This is a genomic window from Streptomyces sp. NPDC031111, from assembly GCF_055570675.1.
Map to the genome: position 1 here is coordinate 157,935 of NZ_JBVIGS010000001.1, position 23,061 is coordinate 180,995.

The window sequence follows — 23,061 nt, forward strand, 5'->3', positions numbered from 1 at the left end:
GGGGTCCGAGGGCTCGAAAAGCCGCCTCCAGCCTAAGAGATCACGCCTTCGTCGCGTCCTCCACCTCCTCCTCCGGCTCCCGCCCCGGAGTCTTCAGATCGAACTTCGTGATCGCGAAGCGGAAGATCACGTAGTACAGCGCCGCGAAGCACAGCCCGATCGGGATGATCGCCCACGGCCGGGTCGCCAGATTCCAGTTGATGACGTAGTCGATCAGCCCCGCCGAGAAGCTGAACCCGTCGTGCACCCCCAGCGCCCACGTCACCGCCATCGACACCCCCGTCAGCACCGCGTGCACCGCGTACAACAGCGGCGCGATGAACAGGAACGAGTACTCGATCGGCTCCGTGATGCCCGTGACGAACGACGTCAGCGCCACCGACAGCATCAGCCCGCCGACCTCCTTGCGCCGGTCCGGCCGCGCGCAGTGCGTGATCGCCAGCGCCGCCGCCGGCAGCGCGAACATCATGATCGGGAAGAACCCCGAGGTGAACTGCCCCGCGTCCGGATCACCCGCCAGGAACATGCTGATGTCGCCGTGCACCACCCTGCCGTCCGGCGTGGTGTAGCTCCCGAACTGGAACCAGATCGGCACGTTCAGGAACTGGTGCAGCCCCACCACCAGCAACGCCCGGTTCGCCACACCGAACACACCCGCGCCCCACGCGTCCAGCCGGTCCATCCATTCGCTGAAGCTCTCCAGCGCGTCACCGATGGGCGGCCACACCCACAGACACAGCCCCGCGAACACGATCGCCGCGAACGCCATGATGATCGGCACCAGCCGGCGCCCGTTGAAGAACCCCAGCCAGTCCACCAGCCTCGTACGGTGGAACCGCTGCCAGAAGTACGCCGCCATCAGCCCGATGACGATGCCCCCGAACACACCCGGGTTCTGATAGGTGAAGGCCGTCACCGTCCCGTCGGCCACCTGGCAGCCGACCATCGCCACCGCCCTCGACCCCTCCGGGCAGTCCTCCGGGAACTGGCGCAGCACGTTGTAGTAGACGAGGAACCCCGTCACCGCCGCCAGCGCCGTCGAACCGTCCGCCTTCTTCGCCATCCCGATGGCCACACCCACGCAGAAGAGCAGCGGCAGCCCCAGCGCGGGGTCCAGCAGCGCCCCGCCCGCGCCCATCATCACCCTGGAGACGTTCGTCCAGCCCAGACCGTCGTCCCCGAACACATCGGGCTGCCCCAGCCGGTTGAGGATGCCCGCCGCCGGCAGCACCGCGATCGGCAGCTGAAGACTGCGCCCCATCTTCTGGAGACCCTGGAACAGCCGGTTCCAGCGTTCGCGCGCCGGGCTGACCGTAGGCTCGGCGTCGGCAGGACTGTCGGCACTCATCCGGCCCCCTTCGCTGGCGAGCGGTCACGACGGGTTTGGCGGCAGTCCACCCGGTGGTGTAGACCAGTGAGCAGGACGGTTCCGCTGTCGTGACCGCCATCATTCGGTACGGACGGCATGACCGCTCGCAAAGATGGGCCAACTGTGGGTTACTGCGACAAAGCGGTTCGGATCAGGGAGAGCGAACATGGCCAGCAAGGCTGAGAAGATCGTTGCCGGGCTCGGCGGCATCGACAACATCGAAGAGGTCGAAGGCTGCATCACCCGCCTCCGCACCGAGGTCGTGGACGCCTCCAAGGTCGACGAAGCCGCCCTCAAGGCCGCCGGCGCCCACGGTGTCGTCAAGATGGGCAGCGCCATCCAGGTCGTCATCGGCACCGACGCCGACCCCATCGCCGCGGAGATCGAAGACATGATGTGAGCCGCGGCGCGCGCCACGGCCACACCTTCGGGCCCCGTCCGCACCTGCGGAAGGGGCCCTCGCGCATGTACGGCTAGGCTCAGCGCCATGTCTCGAATCGACGGCCGCACCCCCGAACAGCTCCGCCCGGTCACCATCGAACGCGGCTGGAGCAAGCACGCCGAAGGCTCCGTCCTCGTCTCCTTCGGCGACACCAAGGTCCTCTGCACCGCCTCCGTCACCGAAGGCGTCCCCCGCTGGCGCAAGGGCAGCGGCGAGGGCTGGGTCACCGCCGAGTACGCGATGCTGCCCCGCGCCACCAACACCCGCGGCGACCGCGAGTCCGTCCGCGGCCGCATCGGCGGCCGCACCCACGAGATCAGCCGCCTCATCGGCCGCTCACTCCGCGCCGTCATCGACTACAAGGCCCTCGGCGAGAACACCATCGTCCTCGACTGCGACGTCCTCCAGGCCGACGGCGGCACCCGCACCGCCGCCATCACCGGCTCCTACGTCGCTCTCGCCGACGCCATCCAGTGGGCCCAGGGCAAGAAGCTCGTCAAGGCCGGACGCAAGCCCCTCACCGGCACCGTCAGCGCGGTGTCGGTGGGCATCGTCGGCGGCGTACCGCTGCTGGACCTCCGCTACGAGGAGGACGTCAAGGCCGACACCGACATGAACGTCGTCTGCACCGGCGACGGACGCTTCGTCGAGGTCCAGGGCACCGCCGAGGCCGAACCCTTCGCCCGCGACGAACTCAACGCCCTCCTCGACCTCGCCGTCACCGGCTGCGCCGAACTCGCCACCGCCCAGCGCAAGGCGCTTGATACCGTCCTCGAAAGGTAAAAGACACACCAAGGCAGTCGGCCGACGCGGGCAACCGCGCCGGCCACCGCCGCGTCTGAAGGAGTACGGGCGCACGGCTCAAACCCGGGCGCCCGGCCAACGACCGGGGCCGGCCCACGGCCCGACCAGGGGAGGGACCGTTCCATGGCCGCGAGCCGCCGACGCCGCATCACAGCCGTCGCCGCCACCCTGGCGGCCGTCGCGCTGACCGCCGGACTCACCACCGGCTGCGACGCCGTCGACAAGGCACTGGACTGCGTCCAGACCGCCGACGCCATCGCCGACAGCGTCACCGAGATGCAACAGGCCGTCGAGAACGCAGGCAACGACGTCACCCAGCTCGAGGAATCCCTCGACTCCATAGAGAAGAACCTCGGCGAGATCGGCGACAAGACCGACAACGCCGATGTCAGCAAGGCCGTCGACGACCTGGAGAAGGCCGTCGAGAACGTCCGCACCTCCGTCGAGAACGGCGACGCGACCCCCGACATCAGCCCCGTCACCGACGCGGCCGGTGAACTCACCAAGGTCTGCACGCCGTAAGGAGCGGTCCATGGGCCCGGGGATACTGGGCCCATGACCCGCCTGATCCTCGCCACCCGCAACGCCGGGAAGATCACCGAACTCCGCTCGATCCTCGCCGACGCGGGCCTGCCCCACGAACTCGTCGGCGCCGACGCCTACCCCGACATCCCGGACGTCAAGGAAACCGGCGTCACCTTCGCCGAGAACGCCCTGCTCAAGGCCCACGCCCTCGCCCGCGCCACCGGCCTGCCCGCCGTCGCCGACGACTCCGGCCTCTGCGTGGACGTCCTGAACGGCGCCCCCGGCATCTTCTCGGCCCGCTGGGCCGGCCGCCACGGCGACGACCGGGCCAACCTGGACCTGCTCCTGGCCCAGCTGTCGGACATCGCGGACGAGCACCGGGGCGCCCACTTCGCCTGCGCGGCGGCCCTCGCACTCCCCGACGGCACGGAACGCGTGGTCGAAGGCCAGCTGCGGGGCACCCTCCGCCACACCCCGGCCGGCACGAACGGCTTCGGCTACGACCCGATCCTCCAGCCGGAGGGCGAGACCCGGACCTGCGCGGAACTCTCCCCGCCCGAGAAGAACGCGATCAGCCACCGAGGCAAGGCGTTCCGGGCACTGGTCCCGGTGGTCCGGGAGCTGCTCGACTGAGGCCGGGTGTGAAAGAAGCCGGAAGGGCGCGACTCCCCGCTGGGAGCCGCGCCCTGAGGGTGGGGCCGACGAGACTCGAACTCGCACTGTCCACTACCTAAAAGTGGTGCCTCCTGCCGAAATTGGGCTACGGCCCCACGCACAGCTTACTGGTACTTGGCGATCCGTTGCGGCGGGGTGGGGCGATCGCGCGATCGATTGGCGAACGTGCTCGTCTGACTGTGGCAGGACGGGCAGAGGTAACGCAGGTTCCCCTGACGGTTGTCCAGCCGATCGCCATTGATGTGATCAATCTCCAGTACGAGTCGCCTGCCCTGCCAGGTGTCCCCGGTGCCGCACTCACTGCAGACATGCGATACGCCGAGGTCGTCAAGGGCCCGCCGGAGCAGAGCCGTTTTGGTCCGGGCACATCCGGGACCGAGCTGCACCAGGATCTCGGCCGCTGGCTTGCGGTTTGGGGAGCGGGTACCGCGATAGTGACCTTGTCCCGTGAAATGGACGGTCGACAGGCCGTACGCTTCGATGCTGCGCTTCACGAGTGCCCGAGTTGCACCGTTGCTGCTTCGGCCAAGGGCCGCGAGGACTCCAGCCACGCTCGTGGACGTTTCCACCGCTGCCGCCAATTCGGCGCGAGGAAGAAGGCCAGGACCGTATGCGCGTCCGCTGATGAAGTGCGAGGTGTCGATACCGAACTTGTCCAGCCTCCTCCTGATGTGACCGTACGGGCTGTCCTGCGGGGGAAGCCCCATGTACTCCAGCATCTCCCTGATGCTGTTCGTATGAGCGGCGGCTTCTCTGAGGAGTTCTTCCGGATAGCTGCGTCGTTCGCGTTCTGGCAGCGGATCCTCGCGGAAGTGCGAGGTGTTGATGCCGTAGTGCTGTAGCCGCTTGCTGAGATAGCAGCGAGGGCCGCTCCTCAACGGCGTTCCGAGCTTGCGCATCAGGTCGACCATGCTGGTGGCCTCGGCCGCAGCGCGTGTCAGCAGGTCGCGCGTGTACTTCGGCTTACTCATGCGGCCCTGCGCCTGCGGCCTCGGTATGTGTCCGTTACGGCATGGCAATTGGGGCAGAGCAGCCGAAGGTTCTCCGGTCGGTTGTCCCACCAGGCGCCGTCGATGTGGTCGACCTCCAGCCGGAGAGGTTTGTCTTTCCACCTGGGGCCAATGCCGCACATTGCGCAGCTCTCCGGCACTCCGGACCGGAGCAAGTGCCGTAGCAGTCGACTTCCCGGGATCCTGCCAGCCTCTGGCGTGCGAAGGACCAGGAGATCGCCATACGAACTTCTTGGCTTTCGTGATCGCCCAGCGAAATGGGATGTTTCAATGCCCAATGCCGCGATACGGCGGCTGATGTGCGTGTGATTGCCGCCTACCGGGTTGATACCCAAGCGGCGAAGCACCTCCTTGACGCTGGCCGATGCGGCGACGGCCTTTCGGAGTGCCTCTTCGGTGTGGCGTGTCCACTGTGTTGGAAAATGTGCGACGTCAACGCCTGCCTCGGCCATTTTCTGACGCAGATAGCGCCTGGTGCCAGGCGTGGGTGTCCCGCCGCACCAGCGTACGGCGTCGTCCCAGTTCGCTGTCACCCGAGCAGCCTCTTCGAGCAGTTCACGGGTGTATCGGACCCCCATGCCTCCCCCTCCGTCTCCCGGCCACCCGTTCGTGGCCTCGTACGGAGTAACGAACCGGATATCGGACAGTCACGTACGAAAAACGGAACGGCCCGTACCGGAGCTCCGGTACGGGCCGTTCCGCAGGCGCGGCGGGCTCAGATGCCCAGATCCTTGATGATCTTGGCCACGTGGCCCGTGGCGCGGACGTTGTAGAGGGCGTGATCGACCTTGCCCTCCTCGTCCACGACGATCGTGGAGCGGATGACGCCCATGTAGGTGCGGCCGTAGTTCTTCTTCTCGCCGAAGGCGCCGTACGCGTCGAGGACCGTCTTGTCCGGGTCGGCGAGGAGGGTGACCTTCAGGGACTCCTGCTCGCGGAACTTGGCGAGCTTCTCCGGCTTGTCGGGGCTGATGCCGATCACGTCGTAGCCGGCGCCGGCCAGGAGCTCGAGGTTGTCCGTGAAGTCGCACGCCTGCTTCGTGCAGCCGGGGGTGAGGGCCGCCGGGTAGAAGTAGACGATGACCTTGCGGCCCTTGTGGTCGGCCAGGGACACCTCGTTGCCGTCGGCGTCGGGCAGGGTGAAGGCGGGGGCCTCGTCCCCGGGCTGGAGGCGTTCGCTCATCGGTCTGGTCTCCTCGTACGTACGCGCTGCGTGGATCGGGTGCCGGGATCGAGGGTAACCGGGGGTCCTGACAGTGCGTGGCGGCGTGGAGCTGACAGACTGTCCGGCACAGGTACACAGGTATCAGTGGACTTCGGAGGCGACACGGTGGCGGACACGGCGGACACCAGAACCCCGGCGCAGATCGAGGCGGACATCGAGCGCCGCCGTGCGGTGCTGGCCGAGACCCTGGACGAGATCGGTGTGCGGGTGCATCCGAAGACGATCATGGGGGACGCGAAGGCCCGGGTCGTGTCGAACGTCGATCACACGCTGGGGCGGACGTACGTCCGCGTCAACGGCGTGGTGAGCGACGTCAGGGCGCAGTTCGTGGACGCGGAGGGTTCGCCCCGGCTGGAGCGGGTCGTGCCGGTGGCGGTGCTGGTGGTGGGTGTCGTGGGGCTGCTGGCCCTCGGGTCCCGTCGGCGCAGGCGCTGACCGCGCACCCCGCCCGTCCACGGTCGCGGTGAATGCGGGTAGGTTTCTGGACGTGAGCGCCAAGAGACACGACAGTTCCCAGCACGACAAGCTGCCCATCCGGATGCTGCACGATCGCGTACTCGTGCGGCAGGACACGAGCGAGGGCGAGCGGCGTTCCGGCGGCGGCATCCTGATTCCGGCGACGGCGGCCGTCGGCCGTCGGCTGGCCTGGGCCGAGGTCGTCGCGGTGGGACAGAACGTACGGACCGTGGAGCCGGGCGACCGGGTGCTGTTCGATCCGGAGGACCGGGCGGAGGTCGAGGTGCGCGGAACGGCGTACGTGCTGATGCGTGAGCGCGATCTGCATGCCGTGGCCGCGGACCGTTTCGAGGGTTCCGAGGATTCGACCGGCCTGTACCTGTAGATCTACGGAGAGATGGGGCTGGTGACCATGGTCACCAGCCCCATCTCGGGTTTTCGGCTACGGTGGAAGGACCCACTGGGCCCCGACGAGACGCGCCGTACCGGGGTGAAGGCAAAGACGACGCACCCCCGTTTCCGTTCGTGTCCCGGAGGTGCCGTTATGGCCTGGGTTCTGCTCGTCGTCGCCGGTCTGCTCGAGGTCGGCTGGTCGGTCGGCATGAAGTACACCGACGGTTTCACCCGGCTGGTTCCGAGTCTGCTCACCGGTGCCGGGATCGTCGCGAGCATGGTGCTGCTGTCGTACGCGGCTCGTACGCTGCCCATCGGCACGGCGTACGGCGTATGGGTGGGGATCGGCGCGGCCGGGGCGGCGGTGCTGGGCATGCTGGTGCTGGGTGAGCCGGTGACCGCCGCCCGGATCTTCTTCATCTCCCTGCTGCTGGTGGCCGTGGTGGGGCTGAAGGCGACCTCCGGGCACTGAGGGGCGCTGAGGGGCGGGCCGGTCAGTCGTCCCATCGGCCGTTCTGGGTGAGGGCGCCGGTCAGTCCGCCGGGGCCGATGCCGTCGTCCCCGTTGTCGTCGTCGTCACCGGTGTCGCCGGTGGTGCCGCCGTCCGTGGCGGTGTCCCCGGTGTCGGTTCCGTCGTCGCCGGTGTCACCCCCGGTGGTGCCGCCGTCGGTCCCGCCCCCGGTCGGTTCCGCTTCCTCCCCGCCGGTGCTCCCGTCGCTCGTCTCCTCGTCGCCGGGAGCCTCGCTGCTCCCGCCGTCGCCGCTCGGGTCGCCGGAGGAGGAGGGTCCGGTGCTGGAGTCGCCGGGGGGCGGCTGGGTCTTCCAGGCGCCGGGCTGGAGCCGGAGGTCGAAGGCCTTCACGGGTTCGCCCTCGAGGGCGTCGCGGGTGTACTGGCCCCAGATCTCGGCCGGTGCGCCGCCGCCGTTGATGCGCGGGAGGCCCATGGCGCCGTAGAGGGACTTGTGGCCGGCGGTGACGGGGTCCTGTCCCATGACGGCGACGACGGTGGCGAGGTCCGGGGTGTAGCCGGCGAACCAGGCGGCGGTGTCCTCCTCCGCGGTGCCGGTCTTGCCCGCGGCGGGGCGCCCGGCGGTCTGGGCGGCGGTGGCGGTGCCGTTCTCGACGACGCCGCGCAGGACGGAGGTGGTGGTGTCGGCGGCCTGGCGGCTGACGGCCTGACGGGTCCGGCGTTCGGGCAGCTCGACGTCCTCGCCGTTCTGGGTGATCTTCTCGACCAGCGTGTAGTCGCTGTGCTCGCCGTGGTTGGCGAGGGTGGCGTACGCCACGGCCATGTCGAGGACGCTGGCGGTGGCCACGCCGAGGGCGATGGAGGGGCCGGCGTCGTCGAGGCTGGGGGTGTCCTCGGAGAGGCCGAGGTCGATGGCGGTCCGCCGGACCTTGTCCGGGCCGACGTCGACGGCCATCTGCGCGTACACGGCGTTGACGGACTTGTCGGTGGCCTCGCGGACGGTGATGTCGCCGTAGTCCCGGTGGTCCTCGTTCTCGGGGGCGTAGCGGTCGCCGGGCCAGCCCTGGACGGGGCGTTCGCTGGTGCCGTCGTAGATCGTGTTGGGGGTGATGGTGCGGCCGTCCCGGGTGCGGGACCCGTTCTCGACGGCGGCGGTGAACACGAACGGCTTGAAGCTGGAGCCGACCTGGAAGTCCCGGCGGGTGGCGTTGGGGGTGTACTGCTTGACGTAGTCGATGCCGTTGTACATGGCGACGACCTTGCCCGTCTTGGGGTCGACGGAGGCGCCGCCGGCGCGGACGTACGTGTCGACCTTGCGGTTCTCCTGGTCGAGCCGGTCCATCAGCTGGTCGTTGACGGCGTCGACGAACGCGTCCTGCTTGTCCTTCTCCAGGGTGGTGGTGATGCGGTAGCCGCCGGTGTCGAGGGCGGCCTCGTCGACGATCCCGTTGCCGATCAGATGGTTCTTGACGATGTTGACGATGTAGCCGCGCTGTCCGGACAGGCTGGTGGAGAGGGTGGTCTGCTGGGGCACGGGGAACTTCATCCCGGCGCGTTCGGACGCGCTGAGCCAGCCCTCGTCGACCATGCCGTCGAGGACGTAGTTCCAGCGGTCCTCGACGGTGTCGCGGTTCTCGGGGTGGGTGATGACGTCGTACTGGCTGGGGGCGTTGACGAGGGCGGCCAGGTACGCGGCCCGGCCGGCGTCGAGTTCGGAGGCGTCGATGCCGTAGTAGGCGTGGGCGGCGGACTGGATGCCGTAGGCGCCGCGGCCGAAGAAGCTGGTGTTGAGGTAGCCCTCGAGGATCTGGTCCTTGGTCTGTTCGCGGTCGAGCTTGATGGAGATGAAGAACTCCTTCACCTTGCGGGTGACGGTCTGCTCCTGGCGCAGGTAGTAGTTCTTCACGTACTGCTGGGTGATCGTGGAGCCGGACTGCTTGCCCTTGCCGGTGGCGGTGTTCCAGGCGGCGCGGACCATGGCCTGCGGGTCGACGGCGGACTCGGTGTAGAAGTCGCGGTCCTCGGCGGCGAGCACGGCGTGCTGGGCGGCCTTGGAGATCTTGGAGAGGGTGACGTTCTCCCGGTTGACCTCGCCGTCGCGGGCGATCACGGAGCCGTCGGCGTAGAGGTAGACGTTGGCCTGCTGGGTGGCGAGGGCGTTGGCGGCGGGGATCTGTACGAGGTGGTAGCCGAGGAAGAAGCCGCCGACGACGAGTACGGCGGCGAGGAGGAAGCCGGCGAGCGCCATCCGCCAGGTGGGGATCAGCCGGCGCCATCCGGTGCGTCGGGGCCTCTTCGGGGCGTCGGCCGCCTGAGGCCTTCTCGGGGCCCAGCCCTTCCCGGGCTGCTGCGGCTGCGGCTCGTCGCTCATGTCGTGCACGGACTCCTGTTTCGCCTTGTTCGTTCCTGTACAGACGCGGCTGCGCCTGATTGCCGGCATACGCGCGTCTTGTCCAAGACTGTCCCATCCGGTGATTCGTTCCCCGGTGACGGCGCGCGTGGCGTGTGCCCGCGGCTTCTCACGCACATGGGCTCAACGAAAATGCGTGGCAGGGGGTGTGGCGTCCGCACTAGGCTCCTGCGCTTCGGTCCGAATGGCGGGAGGAGGGTGGGGGCGTGGGCTCGGCGCGGTTGTATCTGGCCGTGGCAGTGGGGGGTTTCCGGCGGTACGCGTCGTACCGGCTGGCGACGGCCGCCGGGGTGTTCACCAATACGGTGTTCGGGCTGATCCTCGTGTACACGTATCTGGCGCTGTGGGAGGAGCGGCCCGGTCTCGGGGGCTACGACCAGGCGCAGGCGGTGACGTACGTGTGGCTGGGGCAGTGTCTGTACGCGACGCTGGCGATCCAGGGCGGCGGTGCGGAGAAGGACCTGATGGAACGCATCCGCACCGGTGAGATCGCCGTGGACCTGTACCGGCCGGCCGATCTCCAGCTGTGGTGGCTGGCGGGTGACCTGGGGCGGGCGGTCTTCCAGATGCTGGGGCGGGGCGTGGTCCCGTTCCTGTTCGGCTGGCTGTTCTTCCCGATGGCGCTGCCGTCGGAGACGGCCGTCTGGGCGGCGTTCGCGGTGACGCTGCTGCTGGCGGCGGTGGTCAGCTTCGCGATCCGCTATCTGGCGGCGCTGAGTGTGTTCTGGCTGATGGACGGCATGGGCGTCAGCCAGGTGCTGATGATCACGGGGGTGTTCTTCTCGGGCATGGTGCTGCCGCTGAACGTCTTCCCGGGCGGGTTCGGGGACGTGGTGCGGGTGCTGCCGTGGGCGGCGCAGATCCAGGTTCCGGCGGATGTGCTGATGGGGGAGACGGATCCGCTGGGGGCGTTCGCCTTCCAGGCGGTCTGGGCCGTTGCCCTCCTTGCGGCCGGGCGGCTGCTCCAGTCGGTGGCGACGCGTCGGGTGGTGGTCCAGGGTGGGTGAGCGGAGCACGGTCGTCGAGGGGCTGCGGGCCTACCGTCTGATCGCGGGCATGTGGGTGCGGTCCGGCATGACGTACCGGACCTCCTTCGTCTTCACGGTGTTCGGCAACCTGCTGGTGACCGGCCTGGACTTCGTGGGGATCCTGCTGATGTTCTCGCAGGTCGACTCGCTGGGCGGCTGGTCGCTGCCGGAGATCGCCCTGCTCTACGGGCTGTCGGTGACGTCGTTCGGGATCGCCGACATGCTGCTGGGGTCGATGGAGGTACTGGGCGCGCGGATGCGGGACGGCTCGTTCGACGTCCTGCTGGTGCGTCCGGTGCCGGTGCTGGCGCAGGTCGGCGCGGACCGTTTCGCGGTGCGCCGGCTGGGCCGGATCACCCAGGGCGTGGTGGTGCTGGGCTGGGCGCTGGTGGCGGTGGACGTCGACTGGACCGTGCCGAAGGTGCTGCTGGTGCCGATGATGGTGATCAGCGGCGCGGCGATCTTCTCGGCGGTGTTCGTGGCGGGCGCCGCGTTCCAGATCTTCGCGCAGGACGCCGCCGAGGTGCAGAACGCGTTCACGTACGGCGGGACGACGCTGCTCCAGTATCCGCCGAGCGTGTTCGGGAAGGACCTGGTGCGCGGGGTGACGTTCATGCTGCCGCTCGCCTTCGTCAACTGGGTGCCCGCCGCCCATGTGTTGGACCGGCCGTATCCCGTCGGACTGCCCGGCTGGGCGGCCTTCGCGTCGCCGCTGGTGGCGGTGGGCTGCTGTGCGCTGGCGGGTCTGGCGTGGCGGACGGGTCTCAGGTCGTACCGGAGCACGGGGAGTTAAGCAGACGATGGATGACGCTTTCATCGAACTCGACGGCGTGGAGAAGGTCTTCGACGTCCGCAGGAAGACCGGCTTCCTGAAACGGGAACGGCACCAGGTGCGGGCGGTCGACTCGATCTCGTTCACGGTCGCCCGGGGCGAGATGGTCGGCTACATCGGCCCCAACGGCGCCGGGAAGTCGACGACGATCAAGATGCTGACCGGGATCCTCACGCCGAGCGCCGGCCGGCTGCGGGTCGCCGGGATCGACCCGTCCCGTGAGCGGACGCGGCTGGCGCACCGGATCGGGGTGGTGTTCGGGCAGCGTACGACGCTGTGGTGGGACCTGCCGCTGATCGACTCGTACAAGCTGATGCACCGCATGTACCGCATCCCCGACGCGCGGTACCGGGAGAACCTGGACCGGCTGGTCACGCTCCTGGACCTCGGGGAACTGCTGGACGTGCCGGTGCGCCAGCTGTCGCTCGGGCAGCGGATGCGCGGGGACGTCGCGGCGGCCCTGCTGCACGACCCGGAGGTGCTGTACCTCGACGAGCCGACGATCGGCCTGGACGTCATCTCCAAGAGCAAGGTGCGTGACTTCCTGCGCCAGTTGAACGCCGAACGGGCCACGACGGTGCTGCTGACCACGCACGACCTCCAGGACATCGAGCAGCTGTGCTCGCGGGTGATGGTCATCGACCACGGCCGGCTGGTGTACGACGGCGCGCTCGCCGGCCTGCACGAGGCGGGGGAGAGCGAGCGGACGCTGGTGGTGGACCTGGAGCGGGAGCTTCCGCCGATCGAGGCACCGCCGCCCGCGCGGGTGGTACGGGTGGAGGGCCCGCGCCAGTGGCTGGCGTTCCCGGCGTCGGCGTCGGCGGCCGAGCTGGTGGCGCGGATCGCGGCGGAGTACCCGCTGGTGGACCTGTCGGTCCGGGAGCCGGACATCGAGGCGGTCATCGCGAGGATGTACGAGGAGCGGGCCGGGCGGGCTCTCTCGTAGCCGTGTGGCGGAGACAACTCGTAGGCTGCTGTGTATGACCGACGACGCAGCCGCCCCGGACCTTCGCGCCTCCGACGCCGACCGTGAACGGGTCGCCGAGATCCTGCGTGACGCCCTCGCGGAGGGCCGCCTCGACATGGAGGAGTTCGAGGAGCGGCTGGACGCGACGTACCAGGCGCGCACCTACGGGGAGCTGACGCCGATCACCCGCGACCTGCCGGACCAGGGGACGCCCGCACCGGCCGTGTCCCTGACGAAGCGGCCGGAGCGGAGCGGTACTTGGGCCGACAGGATCGTCGGCGGCGACGACGCGGGCACGTCGACGTGGGCCGTGGCCGTGATGTCGGGCTTCCAGCGCAAGGGCAGGTGGACGGCGCCCCGCCGCTTCAACTGCTTCGCCTTCTGGGGCGGCGGCGAGATCGATCTGCGCGAGGCGAACTTCGCGGACCGCGAGATCGTGATCAACGCGGTCGCGATCATGGGCGGGGTCGAGGTGATCGTCCCGCCCGGCGTCGAGGTCGTCGTGCGCGGCATAGGCGTCATGGGTGGCTTCGACCACCGCGAGGAGGGCGTACCGGGCGACCCGGGCGCGCCCCGCGTGATCGTCACGGGCTTCGCCTTCTGGGGCGGCGTAGGAGTCGACCGCAAACTCCCCCGAGCGGAGAAGCAGCGCCTGCGCGAGGAACGCCGCCGCGAGAAGCTGGAACGCAAGGAGGAACGCCGCCGGGAGTTGGAAGCGTCGCTTCCCGATCTCCACGACCACTTGAACCTGCACGCTTCCCGCGAGAAGCGCGAGGAGCGCTGACACCTCTGTCCCTGGGGGCTCCGCCCCCAGACCCCCATCGGCCCTCCGGGCCTCGTCCTCAAACGCCGGACGGGCTGAGTTTCACCCCGGCCGGCTGAATTTCAGCCCCTCCGGCGTTTGAGGAGCGGGGGCCCGGGGGCGGAGCCCCCGGGGACGGGACGGGAAGGGGCGGCGGGGGCGAAAGAAACCGCCCACTACAACCGCGCCGGAGCCCCACCCTCCAACACATCCAGATCAAACACCTCAGCCATCCGCGCATACCCCCTGTCACTGGGATGCAAGTGATCCCCGGAGTCGTACTCGACCCGGAACCGCCGAGGATCGTAAGGATCCCGAACCCCCGCATCGAAATCGACCACCGCGTCGAACACCCGCCCCGCCCGAATCTCCGAGTTGATCACCTGCCGCACCCCCTCCCGAGCCTCGGTGTACCCCCGATGCCCCCCGAACGGCATCAGCGTCGCCCCGACAACCTTCACTCCCCGCGCATGCGCCCGCTCCACCAGCGCGTTCAACCCCGCCACGATCGCCCCCGGATCCGCCGTCCCCGGCTGCCGCAGGATGTCGTTGATCCCAAGAACGATCACCACGACCCGCACGTTCGTGCGCCCCAGCACATCCCGCGAGAACCGGTTCAGCCCACTGGGATTCTCGGCCGGCCGCCCCAACCCGTCCGCGAGGACCTGATTGCCGCTGATCCCCTCGTTGACGACGCTGTAGCGCGGCACGTCCCGCCCGGCCTCCAGCGCCTCCCGCAGCCGGTCCGACAGCACGTCCGGCCAGCGGCGGTTCGCCCCGGTCGTGGAGGTGATGCCGTCGGTCAGCGAGTCGCCGAGCACCACGACCGTGCCGTCCGAGTCGTTGCTCAGCACGTCCAGCGCGGTCACGTACCGCCAGTACGTGCTCTGCTCGGTGTACGCCGCCCCGGTCGCGTCGCGGGTGTGCTCGCCGTCGGCGACGTACGAGATCTGCCGCGCGTGCGGGTGGTAGGTGACCGGACCGGACGCGGTGGGGGAGTACGTCGTGATCAGGACGTCCCCGTCGTGCGGGACGCTGATGCTCACCGCGTCGCTCAGCACCTGCCCGCCCGCCGGGACGACGACCGAGGGGCTGCCGGTGAAGGTCAGCGGACGCAAGGTCCCCGCCAGCGCCGCCGCCGTGCCGGAGCCCGCGGACACCGCGATCGAGGCGTGCGTGATGGTCAGCGGTGACTGGCCGTAGAGGTTGGACAGCGTGACGCGGGCACTCGTACCGCCGGCGCTGGTGTGGACGACGTTGCGCACCGAGCGGCCCGCGAGGCCGGTCATCTCGGTGCCGGGCTCGCCCCCGACCGGGGACGTGGCCCAGGAGGCGACCCAGGTGCCGGTGGAGGCGGGCGCCGCCGGGTTGTTCCGGTCGCCGCGGCCACCGGCGAGGGTGTCGCGGTTCCTCGTGCCGTCATCGACGCCCACGCCGACGTAGATGGCGGCGGAAACCGCCACGATCGCGGCGACGATCGCGGCGAGCAGGGCACGCTGCCTGGCGGGAGGCGCCTGAGTGCCCCCGTCACGACCCCGGGTCATGCTGTTCTGTTCTCCTCGGGAGATGGGAGCCCGAGGCTCCGATCCGATGCACCCATGATGAGTCATGGGCGGGACAAGGCCGGCCGGACCCCCCGGCAAACCCCCTTCCCGACAGACGCCGGGAACTCCTGTTCCGTTCCGGGAGTCGGTCAGGAAGGGACAATGTGTGAGGGATCACCGAACAGGTGGAGCGGATGGAACAGATGGAACAGACCGAAACGGAAGAACGGAAAGAAAAGGAAGAAACCGGCGGCCGGGATGCCGAAGGGCAGCCTGCCCGCAGCGGCGCCTTCACGAACCGCGCGATGACGACGTTCAGCCCCGCGGACGAGGAGAAGCGGCGCGGGGTGCGCCGTATGAAGCTGACCGCCACCGGACTGCTGCTGTTCGTGGCGCTCGTCTACGTCCTCACCAAATGGGCCTCCCACCAGGGCGCCGGCCCCTGGGCGGGCTATGTCGCAGCCGCGGCCGAGGCCGGCATGGTCGGCGCGCTCGCCGACTGGTTCGCCGTCACCGCCCTCTTCCGCCGCCCCCTCGGCCTGCCCATCCCGCACACCGCGATCATCCCCACCAAGAAGGACCAGCTCGGTGTCTCCCTCGGCGAGTTCGTCGGCGAGAACTTCCTCTCCGAGGACGTCGTACGGCAGCGGCTGCGCGCCGTCGGCATCGGCAGCCGGCTCGGTGCCTGGCTCGCCGTCCCCGAACACGCCGACCGGGTCACCGCCGAGCTCTCGGCGGCACTGCGCGGCGCCCTGACCGTGCTGCGGGACTCCGACGTCCAGGCGGTGGTGGGGGAGGCCATCACCCGCCGCGCCGACGCGCAGGAGATCGCGCCCGGCATGGGCAAGATGCTGGAGAAGATCGTCGCCGACGGCGGCCACAAACGCGCCGTCGACCTCATCGTCACCCGCGCGCACGACTGGCTGGTGCTGCACAGCGACACCGTGATGGACGCCGTCCACGGCGGCGCCCCCGGCTGGACCCCCCGGTTCGTCGACCGCAAGGTCGGCGAACGCGTCTACAAGGAGCTGCTGCGCTTCGTCACCGAGATGCGCGACATGCCCGCCCACCCCGCGCGCGGCGCCCTCGACCGCTTCCTCACCGACTTCGCCTCCGACCTCCAGTCCGACACCGACACCCGCCTGCGCGCGGAGCGCCTCAAGAGGGAGATCCTCGGCCGCGGCGAGGTCCAGGACCTGATCGCCTCCGCCTGGACCGCCGTACGATCCATGATCGTCTCGGCGGCGGAGGACGAGCGCAGCGAACTCCGCCTGCGGGTGCGCGCCTCGCTGCTCTCCCTGGGCGCCCGCATGTCGCTCGACCCGAAGATGCAGGGCAAGGTGGACGGCTGGCTGGAGAGCGCCGCCGTGTACGTCGTCACCACCTACCGCAAGGAGATCACCTCCCTGATCACGGACACGGTGGCGAGCTGGGACGCCGAGCACACCACGAAGAAGATCGAGGCCAACATCGGCCGCGACCTCCAGTTCATCCGCATCAACGGCACGGTGGTCGGCTCGCTGGCCGGCCTGCTGATCTACACGGTGTCGCGGGCGCTGGGGGCCTAGCGGGTGTCGTTCGAACCTCTCTGCGGAACACGTGAATCAGCCGCACGACCGACAGGAGCCGCAGCCCGATGACCGTCCGCCGGATCATGCCCGACATCAAGGTCGCCTCCGAGGAGGCGCTGGACAGCAGCCGGGACTTCTACGGCCTCCTCGGCTTCGAGGAGGTCATGAACATGGGCTGGGTGACCACCCTGGCCTCCCCGTCCAACCCCACCGCCCAGATCAGCTTCTTCACCGAGGACCGCACGGCGCCGGTGGTCCCCGACTTCAGCGTGGAGGTGGCGGACGTCGACGCGGTCTACGACCAGGTACGGGCGTCCGGCGCCGAGATCGTCCGGGAGCTCAAGGACGAGGAATGGGGCGTACGCCGTTTCTTCGCCCGCGATCCGAACGGCCGCGTGGTGAACGTGCTGGGCCACCGCCGCTGACGAGGACGGGCGAGGACGGGCGGGGACGGGCCGGAAGGGCCCGCTCGGCCCCGCCGGTCCGCCCGCCGGTCCGTGCGTCGCTCAGCCCCGCCGGTCGGCCACCGCCCAGGACGCGAGCGCCACGGCCCCCGCGACCCCGAACACGGCGGGCCAGGCCCCGACCTTCTTCGCCAGCGGATGCGACCCCGCGAACGCGGCGACGTACGCCACCGACAGCGCCCCCGCGGCCTTCCCGCCGGCCCGCTCCCGCCACTGCTGCGCGGCGGCGGCCCCGGCGGCGGCGAGGACGACCCCGCCCAGCTGCCGCTTCCGGGTCCAGCGGGCCACGCCGTACCCCCCGACGAGTCCGCTCGCGGCCACCACCGAACTGGGAACCTTCGCCATGCCTGCCTGCCTCCTGCCACCACGCCCGACCGGGCGTCCTCTCACCGGCTTCCGAGGCTAACGCGCCCCGCCCGCCGCCCGTGCCCGCACCCCTGCGCCCGGTGTCGGTTCATGGGCCCCGGGTCGGTCAAATGGTTCGACGGCGGCTCACCCCGTAGGCGATCCTGCGCCCGGAAGGCACGCCAACCGACCGTCCCCGGAGGACCGTTGAACCCCACCATCCGCCACATCACCTTCGACTGCACCGGCGACCCCTACGACCTCGCCGTGTTCTGGAGCGCGATGCTGGGCAACCCGCTCGCCGACGACGACAAGCCCGGCGACCCGGAAGCCCTGATCGCGGACCCGGCCGGAGGTCCCGGCCTGCTCTTCGTCCGTGTGGAGGAGGGCAAGACCGCGAAGAACCGCCTCCACTTCGACCTGAGGCCGACGGGCCGCACCCGCGCGGAGGAGGTGGCCCGCGCTGTGGCCCTGGGCGCCCGCCAGGTGGCGGACCACACTCGCCCCGACGGCGGAGGGTGGGTCACCCTGACCGACCCCGAGGGCAACGAGTTCTGCATCGAGCGCGGCGACCGCGACTGACCGGACCAGCCGACGCCGCGCGGGAGTGTACGTTCGTACGCCTCGGGGCGTACGATCGTACGCATGCCGACGACGGACGACTACTTCGCGAACGACCCGCGCACCAACCTGGAGCGCATGCTGGCGGGCGACCTGTACATCGCCGACGACCCGGAGATCGCCCGCCGCCAGCAGCGTGCGATGCGGCTCGCGGCCCGTTACCAGGCCGTCTACCCCGAGAACCCCGCCGAGGCGAGGCCGATCCTGACCGAGCTCCTCGCCTCGGTGGGCCAGGACGTCGAGGTCCGGCCCCCGCTGTACGTCGACTACGGCAGCAACATCAGCATCGGCGCCCGCACCTTCGTCAACTACAACCTGACCGCGCTGGACGTCGCGCGGATCACCATCGGCGAGGACTGCCAGATCGGCCCGAACGTCCAACTCCTCACGCCCACCCACCCCGTGGAGCCCCAGCCCCGGCGCGACAAGCTCGAGGCCGCGCTGCCCATCACCATCAGCGACAACGTCTGGCTCGGCGGCGGCGCGATCATCTGCCCCGGAGTGACCATCGGCGACAACTCCGTCATCGGCGCCGGCGCGGTGGTCACCAAGGACATCCCCGCCAATGTCGTCGCCGTGGGCAACCCGGCCCGCCCGGTCCGCACGATCTGACCCACCCGCATGGCCACCGGACACACCGACCCCCACCGCCGCGAGCGCATCCTCGCGGCGGCGCTCGACCTGATCGCCGAGGAGGGCGTCGCGGGCGTCTCCCACCGCAGGATCGCCGCACGCGCGAAGGTGCCGCTGGGCTCGATGACGTACCACTTCACCGGCATCGACGACCTGCTGCACGAGGCGTTCACCGGCTACGCCGACCACGTCGTGACCGTCTTCGAGCGCCACCTCGGCGGCGCCACCACCGCCGACGAGGCCCGTGCGGCGGTCACCGACCTCATCCACACCCTCTCCGAGGGCTCCCGCCGCGATCTGATCCTCGTCCAGGAGCTCTACACCCTGGCAGCCCGCCACGAGCCGTACCGCGAACTGTGCGCACGCTGGATGCGACGCAGCCGCACCCTCCTGGAACACCACTTCGACGCCGCCACGGCCCGCCAACTGGACGCCCTGATCGAGGGCCTGACCCTGCACCGGGCCCTGGACGACACCCCCTCCGACCGCGAACTGACCCGCGGGGCGGTGACCCGCATCACTGCACCCCTCACGTAACCTCACGGCCCGTGAAGATCACACGGTTCATACGGGGACGCTCGCGGGAGGCGGAAACCCTGCACCGTCTCCACCACCTCTGGCAGGAGGACCGGTACGAGGAGGTCGAGGCCGGGGCCAGGGCACTGGAGGCGGAAGCGGGGCGCATGCGCAAACGGGCCCGGGGCCTCGCGGTGGCCTGGCACGCCCGCGCCCTGGCGACGGCGGCCGCCTGCGTCCATGGGAGCGGGGCGCGGGTACTGGCCGAACTGGAGTCCCTCACGGCGGAGCTGAAGGGAATGGCCGGCCCCGAGCGGAGGCTGCTGCTGGTGGTCCGCAGCAACCACATGCTGGTCCTCAACGGCGAGGGCCGCCACGCGGAGGCGGAGGCCGAAGCGCTCGAAGTGCTGCGCGACTTGACCCGCCTCAAGCATCTGACGCCGGTGTGGGACGTCGAGTTGTGCGTGCTGGACAACCTGGTCGACGCCCTGTGCGGGCAGGACCGCCACGAGGAGGCCGAGGCCATAGCCCGGGGAAACCTGCCCCGTGCGCAAGGGGGCACCGCCGCCGCCCTGCACTGCGGCCTGGTGCGCAGCCTGAACGGCCAGGGACGGTACGACGAGGCACTCACCGAGGCACGCCGCTTCACCCCGCCCCGGGTCAGGGGCATGAACGGAGGCCTGGCCCTGGTCACCGCCGCCGCCCTGCACGGGCTGGGGCGCCGGAGCGAGGCGGAAGCGGCCGTACGCGAGGCGCTGGCCGACTGCGAGCGGTCCCTGCACCCCGAACACCCCCGCCTCCGCGAGGCCCGCACGCTGCTGGCCCGCATCACGGCCGACGACCCGCCGGTGCCGCCCCCGGCCGACGAGTCCGCGCGCGGCTGATCCCCCTCCCGGGGAGGCGATCCACCGGTCAGCTGCCGCTCTCCCGTGGCTGCGGGAACTCCCGCACCAACTCTCCACCCCGGGGCTCGTAGCACGACATGCCGACGTTCCACCCGAACCCGATGAGCAGGGCGTGCAGTTCCTCCCAGCGCTCGGGGTCCACCTGGCCGGCGAAGCGGACGAGCTGAGGGCTGGAGAGGGTGGTGAGCCGGGCCCACTCCGTGGAGAAGGCGATCTCACGGCGGAATCGGTCCGAGGGCCCGGTCTCCCAGCCCGCTTCGGTCAGCGCGTCGACGAATTCGGCCGGTGAGGGAGTGGAGGTGCCCTCCGACGCGTCATGGCGCAGATGCACGGCCCCGTAGACATTGGGGAGCCCGTCCAGCTTCTCCCGCAGCCAGTCGGGGATGTGCTCCTCCGCGCGGGGGAAGTACGACAGGTCCCGGGCGAAGTGCTCGGGCGTGAAGGACGGAGCGTCCGGCTCGTGGTCGTAGTCGTAGCCGGCGGAGTACTTTCCCGGGGTCAGCGTGTAGGTGAGCGTGAACCAGGTGCCGAGGGCCTCGTCGTACATCCCGGCCCGCAGGCGCCGGCACAGCTCGTTGACCCCGCTCGGGACGCCTCCGGCGGTGAGGGCCCGGCCGTCGTCGTCCAGAACCGTCAGCGACGTCATCGACCCACCGGACACCAGATCGGACCAGCGGAGCGTCGCCTTGGCCCATCCGTCGGGAAGCCCTCCGGCCAGCACACCGCCGACCTCGGCCAATATGTCGGCTTGCTCCGTGGGGTCCAGGACAGAGCTCGGCACGGGTGTCACCTTTCGTCGATTGCGTACGATCACCCGACCGGACGCGCCGCACCACGCTCCCGGTTGCACGACCCCGCCCCCTCAGGGCCCGTACGTGGTGCCCTCACGACGCCGGAGACGGCGGACGGCGACCAGATACACGGCGGGGAACACCACGACCGGTACGAAGCCGATGCACTGCACCGCCAGGGGAATCCCCTCGCTGTCCCAGTCCAGCGCATCACCCAGGGCAAATAGGCCGAACAGGAGCACGAGGAACGACCCGATCGTCACGAGGACCGCCAGCCCCGCCGCCGAAGACCGGGCCGCGGCGCGCTCCCGCGCCGCCCGCACGAAGGCTTCGCCCGGTGCCGTCCAGCCGTCGCCCCGAGACCGCTCCCACACGTCCCGAATGGCGCGGACCGCGTCGGGACGCGCCCCGACCCCTCCCGGCAGGCCGAACAGCCGGCCCTCCCGGTCGAGCAGCAGTGTCCTGGACGCCCCGGGGTGATCGTCCACGTCGATGCCCAGCACGTCGGACCAGGCGATCCTGCGGGCGCGGAACAACTGCCGTACGGCGATGTGGTCCTCGTACACGACGGTCGCCACCCGCCAGAACCAGACGATGGCGAGGTACACCGTGCTCATCAGCACGAGCATCCCGGCCTTGAACGTCACGGGCAGATCGTCCTCCGGCACGAACGTGCCCGCCAGCGGAATCCCGGGCAGCCCGAGGACGAGAGTGACCAACACCAGCTGGGCCCGGCCCAGCCGATACGTACGCAGCGCCCGGCTCCGACTGCCGCTACCGCTCATCACATCTGCCTCCAGCGGGAGTTGGGGGCGTTTCGCCCGCCAACGGTACCGATGGGCCAACGAGCCCGGCGCCCGTCACGTTGCGCTGTTAGCGTTCCCCCCGGGCGAGGGGGAGAAGACACCACATGACATCGACGACGTTTCCCATCGGCGGGGACTTCCACGTACGGCGGCTGGGCTTCGGGGCCATGCATCTGCCCACGGAACCGGGCCCGGCCCGCGAGACCTCCCTCGCCGTCGCCCGGCGTGCCGTCGAACTGGGCGTCACGCTCATCGACACCGCCTACCTGTACGGCGGCGGAGCCAACGAGGAACTCCTCGCCGAGGCCCTCCACCCCTACCCCGAGGGCCTGTTGATCACCACCAAGGTCGGCGTCGCCCGAACCGGCCCCGGGGGCGACTGGAAGCTCGACGGTCGGCCGGCGATCCTGCGCGACCAGGTCGAGCAGGCCCTGCGCCGACTGCGCGTCGAGCGGATCGAGCTGCTCCAACTGCACCGCGTCGACCCCGACACACCACTCGCCGACCAGGTCGGCACACTGCGCGACCTGCGGACCGAGGGCAAGATCGGCAGGATCGGCCTGTCCGAGGTCACCGTCGACCAACTCTACGAGGCATGGCGGATCGTCGACATCGCGAGCGTCCAGAACCGGTACAACCTGCTCGACCGCGAACACGAGCCCGTCCTCGCGGCCTGCGAAGCGGCGGGCATCGCGTTCCTGCCGTGGCGCCCCGTCGCCTGGGGTGACACGGGAGCGAGCCCGGAGGTCACCGCGATAGCGACCGAGCTCGACGCCACCCCCACCCAGCTCGCGCTGGCCTGGCTCCTCGGCCACTCACCGGCCGTCCTCCCGATCCCGGGCACCACCCGGATCGACCACCTGGAGGAGAACCTGGCCGCGGAGCGCCTCGACATCCCCGCGGCTCACCGTGAGCGCCTCGACGCCCTGGTCGGCTGACTCGAGCACCCGCGGGTGACGTGCCGGCGCCGACGGGTGGTGCGTGGCAGCCCAGAAGGAGACGCATGGTCAAAAGACCGGAGACTCGACGCCAAGGCGCTCCCTCGCTCCTCAAATACGCTGTGGACACAAGGCGAGGGCAGAAGGGCTGGTCGTCCTCTTTCCGGCCCGGCGTTGTGAAGACGCGCCGCCGCCCGTGCCGTATGAATTGCGACCACGAAAATGGGGGTTGATGATGCGCAAGGTGAACCGGTTATTCGCGGCACTGTTCCTGGCCGCGGGAGCGGGCGCGCTGTCCGTCGCGGGCACGGGGACGGCACATGCCGACTCTTCGAGCTGCCAGAAGTACCTGAGCAGCAACGGTTACCTGGTGGGGAAGGGCGTTCAGATCTACTGCGGTAAGGCCGCCATCGGAACCATCAGCGAAACCCAGTGCACGAATGGGCTGATCGGCCTGGGGGTGCGCACAGCCCACGCGGTGGAGGCCTGTGACCGGGCGACCGACAGCTCCAAGGGCTGA

Annotated in this window: 28 protein-coding genes, 1 tRNA gene and 1 riboswitch; of the genes, 19 read left to right on the forward strand and 10 right to left on the reverse strand. The window is 70.0% G+C overall.

The features are described from left to right. Positions 1 to 40: 40 nt before the first annotated feature. Positions 41 to 1,348: a PTS transporter subunit EIIC gene (locus ACZ470_RS00705; RefSeq protein WP_468423089.1), complete on the reverse strand. Its 1,308-nt coding sequence runs from the start codon at positions 1,346 to 1,348 to the stop codon at positions 41 to 43. 187 nt (positions 1,349 to 1,535) lie between these two features. Between ACZ470_RS00705 and ACZ470_RS00710 the strand changes: the two genes are divergently transcribed. The 4 genes from ACZ470_RS00710 to rdgB all read left to right on the forward strand — a co-directional run bounded on the left by ACZ470_RS00710 (position 1,536) and on the right by rdgB (position 3,773). Continuing rightward, entirely contained in the window at positions 1,536 to 1,769 is a 234-nt protein-coding gene (locus ACZ470_RS00710) for a PTS sugar transporter subunit IIB (RefSeq protein ID WP_468423091.1), read from the forward strand. 87 nt (positions 1,770 to 1,856) lie between these two features. After that, positions 1,857 to 2,594, forward strand: coding sequence for a ribonuclease PH (gene rph / locus ACZ470_RS00715; RefSeq protein WP_468423093.1), 738 nt, complete (start codon positions 1,857 to 1,859; stop codon positions 2,592 to 2,594). A gap of 144 nt (positions 2,595 to 2,738) precedes the next feature. Further along, the gene (locus ACZ470_RS00720) at positions 2,739 to 3,137 is read left to right on the forward strand and encodes a hypothetical protein (RefSeq protein WP_468423095.1); all 399 of its coding nucleotides are present in this window, start codon (positions 2,739 to 2,741) and stop codon (positions 3,135 to 3,137) included. 33 nt (positions 3,138 to 3,170) lie between these two features. Next, positions 3,171 to 3,773, forward strand: coding sequence for an RdgB/HAM1 family non-canonical purine NTP pyrophosphatase (rdgB, locus tag ACZ470_RS00725; protein WP_468423097.1), 603 nt, complete (start codon positions 3,171 to 3,173; stop codon positions 3,771 to 3,773). Between the two features lie 60 nt (positions 3,774 to 3,833). Here the strand turns inward: rdgB and ACZ470_RS00730 are convergent. The 4 genes from ACZ470_RS00730 to bcp all read right to left on the reverse strand — a co-directional run bounded on the left by ACZ470_RS00730 (position 3,834) and on the right by bcp (position 6,008). Next, positions 3,834 to 3,910 (reverse strand) — tRNA-Leu (locus tag ACZ470_RS00730). 9 nt (positions 3,911 to 3,919) lie between these two features. Beyond that, a complete protein-coding gene (locus tag ACZ470_RS00735; protein ID WP_468423099.1) occupies positions 3,920 to 4,786 on the reverse strand; it encodes an HNH endonuclease signature motif containing protein in 867 nt (288 codons plus the stop codon). After that, the gene (locus ACZ470_RS00740) at positions 4,783 to 5,403 is read right to left on the reverse strand and encodes an HNH endonuclease (RefSeq protein WP_468423100.1); all 621 of its coding nucleotides are present in this window, start codon (positions 5,401 to 5,403) and stop codon (positions 4,783 to 4,785) included. Before ACZ470_RS00740 ends, ACZ470_RS00735 begins: the two co-directional genes overlap by 4 nt. Before the next feature lie 137 nt (positions 5,404 to 5,540). Then, a complete protein-coding gene (bcp, locus tag ACZ470_RS00745) occupies positions 5,541 to 6,008 on the reverse strand; it encodes a thioredoxin-dependent thiol peroxidase (protein WP_468423102.1) in 468 nt (155 codons plus the stop codon). 147 nt (positions 6,009 to 6,155) lie between these two features. On the opposite strand from bcp, the gene ACZ470_RS00750 reads away from it, so the two are divergent. The 3 genes from ACZ470_RS00750 to ACZ470_RS00760 all read left to right on the forward strand — a co-directional run bounded on the left by ACZ470_RS00750 (position 6,156) and on the right by ACZ470_RS00760 (position 7,371). Continuing rightward, positions 6,156 to 6,485, forward strand: a complete 330-nt coding sequence (locus ACZ470_RS00750) for a DUF3618 domain-containing protein (RefSeq protein ID WP_468424025.1) — start codon at positions 6,156 to 6,158, stop codon at positions 6,483 to 6,485. A gap of 52 nt (positions 6,486 to 6,537) precedes the next feature. Continuing rightward, positions 6,538 to 6,891, forward strand: a complete 354-nt coding sequence (locus ACZ470_RS00755; protein WP_468423104.1) for a GroES family chaperonin — start codon at positions 6,538 to 6,540, stop codon at positions 6,889 to 6,891. A gap of 66 nt (positions 6,892 to 6,957) precedes the next feature. Continuing rightward, positions 6,958 to 7,018, forward strand: a riboswitch (guanidine-III (ykkC-III) riboswitch). Positions 7,019 to 7,050: 32 nt separating this feature from the next. Next, positions 7,051 to 7,371 carry a DMT family transporter gene (locus ACZ470_RS00760; protein WP_468423106.1) on the forward strand — a complete coding sequence of 107 codons (321 nt, stop codon included), beginning with the start codon at positions 7,051 to 7,053 and terminating at the stop codon, positions 7,369 to 7,371. A gap of 22 nt (positions 7,372 to 7,393) precedes the next feature. Here ACZ470_RS00760 and ACZ470_RS00765 read toward each other — a convergent pair whose 3' ends face one another. Continuing rightward, positions 7,394 to 9,739 carry a transglycosylase domain-containing protein gene (locus tag ACZ470_RS00765; protein ID WP_468423108.1) on the reverse strand — a complete coding sequence of 782 codons (2,346 nt, stop codon included), beginning with the start codon at positions 9,737 to 9,739 and terminating at the stop codon, positions 7,394 to 7,396. Positions 9,740 to 9,999: 260 nt separating this feature from the next. Between ACZ470_RS00765 and ACZ470_RS00770 the strand changes: the two genes are divergently transcribed. Genes ACZ470_RS00770 through ACZ470_RS00785 form a run of 4 tightly spaced genes read left to right on the forward strand, consistent with a single transcriptional unit; the run spans position 10,000 to position 13,389 of the window. Then, complete coding sequence (locus ACZ470_RS00770) at positions 10,000 to 10,785, forward strand: ABC transporter permease (RefSeq protein WP_468424027.1); 786 nt, start codon at positions 10,000 to 10,002, stop codon at positions 10,783 to 10,785. Next, on the forward strand, positions 10,778 to 11,599 hold the full coding sequence (locus ACZ470_RS00775) for an ABC transporter permease (protein WP_468423109.1): 822 nt from the start codon (positions 10,778 to 10,780) through the stop codon (positions 11,597 to 11,599). The genes ACZ470_RS00770 and ACZ470_RS00775 overlap by 8 nt, the downstream gene beginning before the upstream one ends. A gap of 7 nt (positions 11,600 to 11,606) precedes the next feature. After that, positions 11,607 to 12,584, forward strand: coding sequence for an ABC transporter ATP-binding protein (locus tag ACZ470_RS00780; RefSeq protein ID WP_468423112.1), 978 nt, complete (start codon positions 11,607 to 11,609; stop codon positions 12,582 to 12,584). Positions 12,585 to 12,618: 34 nt separating this feature from the next. Next, positions 12,619 to 13,389, forward strand: a complete 771-nt coding sequence (locus ACZ470_RS00785) for a DUF1707 SHOCT-like domain-containing protein (RefSeq protein ID WP_468423114.1) — start codon at positions 12,619 to 12,621, stop codon at positions 13,387 to 13,389. A 194-nt stretch (positions 13,390 to 13,583) separates the two neighbouring features. Here ACZ470_RS00785 and ACZ470_RS00790 read toward each other — a convergent pair whose 3' ends face one another. Then, complete coding sequence (locus ACZ470_RS00790) at positions 13,584 to 14,951, reverse strand: SGNH/GDSL hydrolase family protein (RefSeq protein ID WP_468423115.1); 1,368 nt, start codon at positions 14,949 to 14,951, stop codon at positions 13,584 to 13,586. 194 nt (positions 14,952 to 15,145) lie between these two features. On the opposite strand from ACZ470_RS00790, the gene ACZ470_RS00795 reads away from it, so the two are divergent. Further along, positions 15,146 to 16,519 (forward strand): DUF445 domain-containing protein, encoded by a 1,374-nt coding sequence (locus ACZ470_RS00795; RefSeq protein ID WP_468423117.1) that lies wholly within the window; start codon positions 15,146 to 15,148, stop codon positions 16,517 to 16,519. A gap of 68 nt (positions 16,520 to 16,587) precedes the next feature. Then, complete coding sequence (locus ACZ470_RS00800; protein ID WP_468423119.1) at positions 16,588 to 16,947, forward strand: VOC family protein; 360 nt, start codon at positions 16,588 to 16,590, stop codon at positions 16,945 to 16,947. An 81-nt stretch (positions 16,948 to 17,028) separates the two neighbouring features. Here the strand turns inward: ACZ470_RS00800 and ACZ470_RS00805 are convergent, their stop codons facing one another. Continuing rightward, positions 17,029 to 17,331, reverse strand: a complete 303-nt coding sequence (locus ACZ470_RS00805) for a hypothetical protein (protein WP_121546139.1) — start codon at positions 17,329 to 17,331, stop codon at positions 17,029 to 17,031. Between the two features lie 207 nt (positions 17,332 to 17,538). On the opposite strand from ACZ470_RS00805, the gene ACZ470_RS00810 reads away from it, so the two are divergent. The 4 genes from ACZ470_RS00810 (at position 17,539) to ACZ470_RS00825 (ending at position 19,985) form a co-directional block, all read left to right on the forward strand. Beyond that, positions 17,539 to 17,913, forward strand: coding sequence for a VOC family protein (locus tag ACZ470_RS00810; RefSeq protein WP_468423121.1), 375 nt, complete (start codon positions 17,539 to 17,541; stop codon positions 17,911 to 17,913). A 63-nt stretch (positions 17,914 to 17,976) separates the two neighbouring features. Beyond that, positions 17,977 to 18,564: a sugar O-acetyltransferase gene (locus ACZ470_RS00815; protein ID WP_468423122.1), complete on the forward strand. Its 588-nt coding sequence runs from the start codon at positions 17,977 to 17,979 to the stop codon at positions 18,562 to 18,564. 9 nt (positions 18,565 to 18,573) lie between these two features. Continuing rightward, positions 18,574 to 19,122, forward strand: a complete 549-nt coding sequence (locus ACZ470_RS00820; RefSeq protein WP_468423124.1) for a TetR/AcrR family transcriptional regulator — start codon at positions 18,574 to 18,576, stop codon at positions 19,120 to 19,122. A gap of 11 nt (positions 19,123 to 19,133) precedes the next feature. Next, positions 19,134 to 19,985, forward strand: a complete 852-nt coding sequence (locus tag ACZ470_RS00825; protein ID WP_468423126.1) for a tetratricopeptide repeat protein — start codon at positions 19,134 to 19,136, stop codon at positions 19,983 to 19,985. Between the two features lie 28 nt (positions 19,986 to 20,013). Here the strand turns inward: ACZ470_RS00825 and ACZ470_RS00830 are convergent, their stop codons facing one another. Both ACZ470_RS00830 and ACZ470_RS00835 read right to left on the reverse strand, forming a co-directional pair. Then, on the reverse strand, positions 20,014 to 20,787 hold the full coding sequence (locus ACZ470_RS00830; RefSeq protein ID WP_468423127.1) for a hypothetical protein: 774 nt from the start codon (positions 20,785 to 20,787) through the stop codon (positions 20,014 to 20,016). 81 nt (positions 20,788 to 20,868) lie between these two features. Continuing rightward, positions 20,869 to 21,582 (reverse strand): PH domain-containing protein, encoded by a 714-nt coding sequence (locus ACZ470_RS00835; RefSeq protein WP_468423129.1) that lies wholly within the window; start codon positions 21,580 to 21,582, stop codon positions 20,869 to 20,871. A gap of 125 nt (positions 21,583 to 21,707) precedes the next feature. Between ACZ470_RS00835 and ACZ470_RS00840 the strand changes: the two genes are divergently transcribed. Together ACZ470_RS00840 and ACZ470_RS00845 are read left to right on the forward strand one after the other, a co-directional pair. Continuing rightward, a complete protein-coding gene (locus ACZ470_RS00840; RefSeq protein WP_468423130.1) occupies positions 21,708 to 22,541 on the forward strand; it encodes an aldo/keto reductase in 834 nt (277 codons plus the stop codon). Positions 22,542 to 22,773: 232 nt separating this feature from the next. Then, positions 22,774 to 23,061, forward strand: coding sequence for a hypothetical protein (locus ACZ470_RS00845; RefSeq protein ID WP_468423131.1), 288 nt, complete (start codon positions 22,774 to 22,776; stop codon positions 23,059 to 23,061).